General features: G+C 66.6%; 5 protein-coding genes. 3 read left to right on the top strand and 2 right to left on the bottom strand.

What is annotated here, in order from left to right:
- Together HC022_RS18760 and HC022_RS18755 are read right to left on the bottom strand one after the other, a co-directional pair.
- The coding region (locus HC022_RS18760) for an acetyl-CoA C-acyltransferase (RefSeq protein ID WP_167453436.1) at window positions 1–839 on the bottom strand (839 nt) is incomplete at its 3' end.
- Between the two features lie 202 nt (window positions 840–1,041).
- On the bottom strand, window positions 1,042–1,845 hold the full coding sequence (locus tag HC022_RS18755) for an EAL domain-containing protein (RefSeq protein WP_167453437.1): 804 nt from the start codon (window positions 1,843–1,845) through the stop codon (window positions 1,042–1,044).
- 364 nt (window positions 1,846–2,209) lie between these two features.
- On the opposite strand from HC022_RS18755, the gene rpsD reads away from it, so the two are divergent.
- The 3 genes from rpsD to preA form a co-directional block, all read left to right on the top strand.
- Window positions 2,210–2,830, top strand: coding sequence for a 30S ribosomal protein S4 (gene rpsD, locus HC022_RS18750; protein WP_008886937.1), 621 nt, complete (start codon window positions 2,210–2,212; stop codon window positions 2,828–2,830).
- A gap of 189 nt (window positions 2,831–3,019) precedes the next feature.
- On the top strand, window positions 3,020–4,354 hold the full coding sequence (locus HC022_RS18745) for an NAD(P)-dependent oxidoreductase (protein ID WP_167453435.1): 1,335 nt from the start codon (window positions 3,020–3,022) through the stop codon (window positions 4,352–4,354).
- On the top strand, window positions 4,347–5,144 hold a 798-nt coding region (preA, locus tag HC022_RS18740; RefSeq protein WP_167453434.1), incomplete at its 3' end, for an NAD-dependent dihydropyrimidine dehydrogenase subunit PreA. The genes HC022_RS18745 and preA, both read left to right, overlap by 8 nt.

The raw sequence follows: 5,144 nt of genomic DNA, 5'->3' as shown, positions 1-5,144 counted from the left end.
GCGGTGGCGTAGGAGGCGATGCGCGCGATCGGCTCGATGCCGCGTTTCGCGGCGTTCTCGGCCGACATCAGCAGCACGCCGGCTGCTCCGTCGTTGATGCCCGATGCGTTGCCCGCGGTGACCGAGCCGTCCTTGCTGAAGGCCGGGCGGAGTTTCTGCATGTTCTCGATGGTGGCACCGTGACGGATGTACTCGTCCTTGTTCACCACGATCTCGCCCTTGCGGGTCTTGATGGTGTAGGGGATCACCTCGTCGTCGAACTTGCCGGCGGTCTGGGCGGCCTCGGCCTTGTTCTGCGAGGCCAGCGCGAACTCGTCCTGCATCTCGCGGCTGATCTGCCACTGCTGCGCGACGTTCTCGGCGGTCTGGCCCATGTGGTAGCCGTTGAAGGCGTCCCAGAGGCCATCGCGGATCATGGTGTCGATGTAGGTGACGTCACCCATCTTGTAGCCGTTGCGCAGGTTCTGCGCGTGGGGCGACATGGACATGTTCTCCTGCCCGCCGGCGCAGACGATGTCGGCATCGCCCAGCATGATGTGTTGTGCCGCCAGCGCCACGGTGCGCAGGCCCGAGCCGCAGACCTGGTTGATGCTCCAGGCGGCGCTTTCCTTGGGAAGGCCGGCGTTGATGTGGGCCTGACGGGCCGGGTTCTGGCCCTGGGCGGCGGTCAGCACCTGCCCGAGGATGGTTTCCGAAACCTCTCCCTTTTCGATGCCGGCGCGTGCAACCAGTGCTTCGAGCACGGCGGCGCCGAGATCATGCGCCGGGGTGTTGGCGAAGCTTCCCCCGAAACTGCCGACGGCGGTACGGGCCGCGGATGCGATGACGACATTGGTCATGGATTTTAGTCCTCCAAGCAGAACGAAACGCGGGAGGCCAGATCATCGGTCAAAGGCCGCCCTCCTTGATCTTGCCCATCGTTCATAGCGTGCCGCTGAGGCAGGGGACAGGGGGAGGTTGCGGAAAACACGCTCTGGTAGCGCAAATGCTAGCGCAAAATCCCGACGGCGGGATATCGCGGGGGCCGCGGAGCCGTTCCACTCAGGCGCTGGCGCGTTTGGAGGCGTCGTCGCGCCATGCCGGGCTGACGGTGGGGGCGCCGTAGTAATAGCCCTGCAGGCAGTCGATTCCGATCTCGGTCAGGTACTGCGCGTCGCTGGCGTTCTCGACCGATTCGGCCACGGTGAAGAGGTCGAACTGCTCGGCGATCGAGGCAATGGCGCGGGTCATCACCTGGTTGTCGGGATCGTGGGCGATGCCGGTGATGAACTGGCCGTCGATCTTTAGGATGTCGAAGTTGAACTCCTTGAAATGGCGCAGGGCGGTGTAGCCGGCGCCGAAATCGTCCATCGCGAAGGAAATGCCCTGCCGCTGCAGGTCGTCCATGAAGCTGATCACCAGCTCGGGCACCAGCATCGCCGACGATTCGGTGATCTCGAGAATCAGCCGCTCGGCGACGGTCGGATCCCCCGACAGGCCGCGGTGCAGTGTCTCGGTCCACTTGCGGTAGCCGATGGAGCGCGCCGACATGTTCAGCGACAGCCGCAGCCCGGGTTCGGAGGCGAGCTCGGCCAGCCCCCTTTCCAGTGCGATGCAGTCGAGGATGCGCCCGTGCTCGGTGTCCTCGATCAGCGGGATGAACTCGCTCGCAGGGACGATGCGCCCGGTCTCGTCGAGCACCCGGACCAGCCCCTCGTGGAAGGCTGCAAGCGCGGGCTCTCGCGCCTGCACCACCGGCTGGAACGCCAGCAGCACGTCGCCATGCGCGATGGCCTCGCGCACCGTGTGAAGCATCCTGCTGTCGCGCCGGGCGAGCGCCATATCCAGTGGGTTCTGGCCATGCATAGCGATATGGTCCAATAGGGTCCTTGTGCGTGGCCGCAGCTTTGCTGGCGGTCGCGCGTTCCTGCTGTGAGCCCCGGTATCCGGCATGATGCCCGGTCCGATCCACACCACGATTCCGCAGCGGCCCCGGCCGAAGCGGAGCGGGTGTCGCGCCACTCTGCCCGACGCCGCTTAATCGCAGGTAAAGGCGGGCCCGGATCGTGCTTGTCGCCTGCGGGGAACGGGGTGTTGACTCCCCCGGGAAAGCGCATATAAGCGCCGCTTCATTGGTGTTGGTGGCCCCCGCGAGGGGATGCCCTGTCGCTTCGGCCAAATCCGGAGAGAGGACAACGCCCTTCGAAACCTTGAGCGAAGGAGATCAGCCGTGACCAAACGCACGTCTGCCAAGTACAAAATCGACCGCCGTATGGGCGAGAACATCTGGGGCCGTCCGAAGTCCCCGGTCAACCGCCGCGAATACGGCCCGGGCCAGCACGGCCAGCGCCGCAAGGGCAAGCTCTCGGACTTCGGTCTGCAGCTCCGCGCCAAGCAGAAGCTCAAGGGCTACTACGGCGACCTGACCGAGAAGCAGTTCCGTCGCATCTTCGGCGAAGCAGAGCGTATCAAGGGCGATACCGGTGAGCTGCTCATCGGCCTGCTCGAGCGCCGTCTCGACGCCGTCGTCTACCGCGCCAAGTTCGTGCCGACCGTCTTCGCTGCCCGCCAGTTCGTGAACCACGGTCACGTGCTCGTGAACGGCCAGCGCGTGAACATCCCCTCCTACCGCGTGAAAGAGGGTGACGTCATCGAGGTCCGCGAGAAGTCCAAGCAGATGGCTCTCGTGCTGGAAGCCGCACAGCTTCCCGAGCGCGACGTTCCGGACTACCTCGAGGTGGACCACTCCAAGATGACCGCGACCTTCGTGCGCATGCCGGGCCTCGCAGACGTGCCGTACCCGGTGCAGATGGAACCGAACCTGGTCATCGAATTCTACGCGCAGAACTGATCTTCATTCCTGCGCTTTCCAATCGGAAGAGGCCGTCCCATCCGGGGCGGCCTTTTTCGTTTGCCGGACGGGTGCCCGATTATTGGGCGCGGGGGTCGTGCCGGACGGCCCTCGGATATTTTACCGATTGATAAAAAAATTGACCTATGGAACGCTTTCCCCATCAGACATGGCAGCGGGAGGCGACCGATGGATGTGAAGGCTCTGGTTCCGGGCATCGTGCCGGGACGGATGGACAAGGCTCTGATCGAGGCGGGGTTCGCAGACCTGCATCCGCCGCTCGACGATCACGAGGCGCTGGTGGCGGCGGACCGCTGCTACTTCTGCCACGACGCACCCTGCGCGACGGCCTGTCCCACGACGATCGACATCCCGCTCTTCATCCGGCAGATCGCCACCGGCACGCCCGAGGCCGCGGCGCGGACGATCCTGTCGCAGAACATCCTTGGCGGGATGTGCGCCCGGGTCTGCCCGACAGAGACACTCTGCGAAGAGGTCTGCGTGCGCGAGGTGGCCGAGGGCAAGCCGGTCGAGATCGGCCGTCTTCAACGCTACGCCACCGACACGCTGATGGCCGCCGACGTGCACCCGTTCGAGCGCGACGCGCCGACCGGCAAGCGCATCGCGGTTGTGGGCGCGGGGCCGGCGGGGCTCGCCTGCGCGCACCGGCTCGCGATGATGGGGCATGACGTGGTCCTGATGGACGCGCGGCCCAAGCCTGGCGGGCTCAACGAATACGGCATCGCCGCTTACAAGAGCACCGAGAACTTCGCCGCGCGCGAGGTCGAGTGGCTGATGCAGATCGGCGGCATCGAGCTGCAGAGCGGCGTGGCGCTGGGCCGCGACGTGACGCTCGGATCGCTGCAGCCCGAGTATGACGCGGTGTTCCTCGGGCTCGGGCTCGGCGGGGTGAACGCGCTGGGCGTCGAGGGCGACGACAAGGCGGGCGTCGGCGACGCGGTCTCGTTCATCGCCGATCTGCGGCAGGCCTCCGATCTGGCGGCGCTGCCGGTGGGTCGCGACGTGGTGGTGATCGGCGGCGGCATGACCGCGGTCGACGCCGCGGTGCAGTCGAAACTGCTGGGCGCGCTCAACGTCACCATCGTCTACCGCCGCTCGCAGGAACGCATGGCCGCCTCGCCCTACGAGCAGGAGCTGGCGCAGGCCAGGGGCGTGCGGATCATCTGCAACGCCTCGCCGGTCGCGGTGCATGGCAACGGCTCGGTACGCGAGCTCGAGTTCGAGTTCACCGCCGACGACCTCACCCCGACGGGCGAGCGGTTCCGGCTTCCCGCCGACCAGGTCTTCCGCGCCATCGGGCAGACCCTCACCGGCGACGGGCTGCCCGAGCTCGAGGGCCGCAAGATCGCGGTGGACGAGACCGGCCGCACCTCGGTGCCCGGCGTCTGGGCCGGTGGCGACTGCGCCTCCGGGGGCGACGATCTGACGGTGACCGCCGTGGCCGAGGGCCGCGACGCGGCAGAGGACATCCATGCCAGCCTGATGGAGCAAGCAAATGGCTGATCTTTCGTCGAACTTCATTGGCATCAAGTCACCCAACCCGTTCTGGCTGGCCTCGGCGCCTCCGACCGACAAGGAGTACAACGTCCGTCGAGCCTACGAGGCGGGCTGGGGCGGCGTCGTGTGGAAGACGCTGGGCGAGGAAGGCCCGCCGGTGGTCAACGTGAACGGCCCGCGCTACGGCGCGATCTGGGGCGCCGACCGGCGGCTGCTCGGGCTCAACAACATCGAGCTCATCACCGACCGCCCGCTCGAGGTGAACCTGCGCGAGATGAAATCGGTCAAGCGCGACTATCCCGACCGCGCGCTGGTCGCCTCGATCATGGTGCCCTGCACCGAAGAGGCATGGAAGGCGATCCTGCCGCTGGTCGAAGACACCGGCGCCGACGGCGTCGAGCTCAACTTCGGCTGTCCGCACGGCATGTCCGAGCGCGGCATGGGCTCGGCGGTGGGGCAGGTACCAGAGTACATCGAGATGGTGACCCGCTGGGTAAAGCAGTACACGCGCATGCCCTGCATCGTGAAGCTCACGCCCAACATCACCGACATCCGCAAACCCGCCATGGCGGCCCATGCGGGCGGTGCCGATGCGGTGTCGCTGATCAACACCATCAACTCGATCACCTCGGTCGACCTCGACCTCTTCGCGCCTGAGCCCACCATCGACGGCAAGGGCGCGCATGGCGGCTATTGCGGCCCGGCGGTGAAGCCCATCGCGCTCAACATGGTGGCCGAGATCACCCGCTCGCCCGAGATGCGGGGCCTGCCGATCTCGGGCATCGGCGGCGTGACC

Source organism: Salipiger sp. HF18, assembly GCF_011806505.1.
Classification (GTDB): Bacteria; Pseudomonadota; Alphaproteobacteria; order Rhodobacterales; family Rhodobacteraceae; genus Salipiger; species Salipiger thiooxidans.
The sequence above is the reverse complement of the archived record's forward strand: the minus strand, read 5'-3'. Positions and strand labels throughout refer to the sequence as shown.

What these genes read in the sequence shown, in the direction of transcription:
- HC022_RS18755 (WP_167453437.1), bottom strand. Translation starts at nt 1,845, where the DNA reads ATGCATGGCCAGAACCCACTGGATATGGCGCTCGCCCGGCGCGACAGC.
- HC022_RS18745 (WP_167453435.1), top strand. Translation starts at nt 3,020, where the DNA reads ATGGATGTGAAGGCTCTGGTTCCGGGCATCGTGCCGGGACGGATGGAC.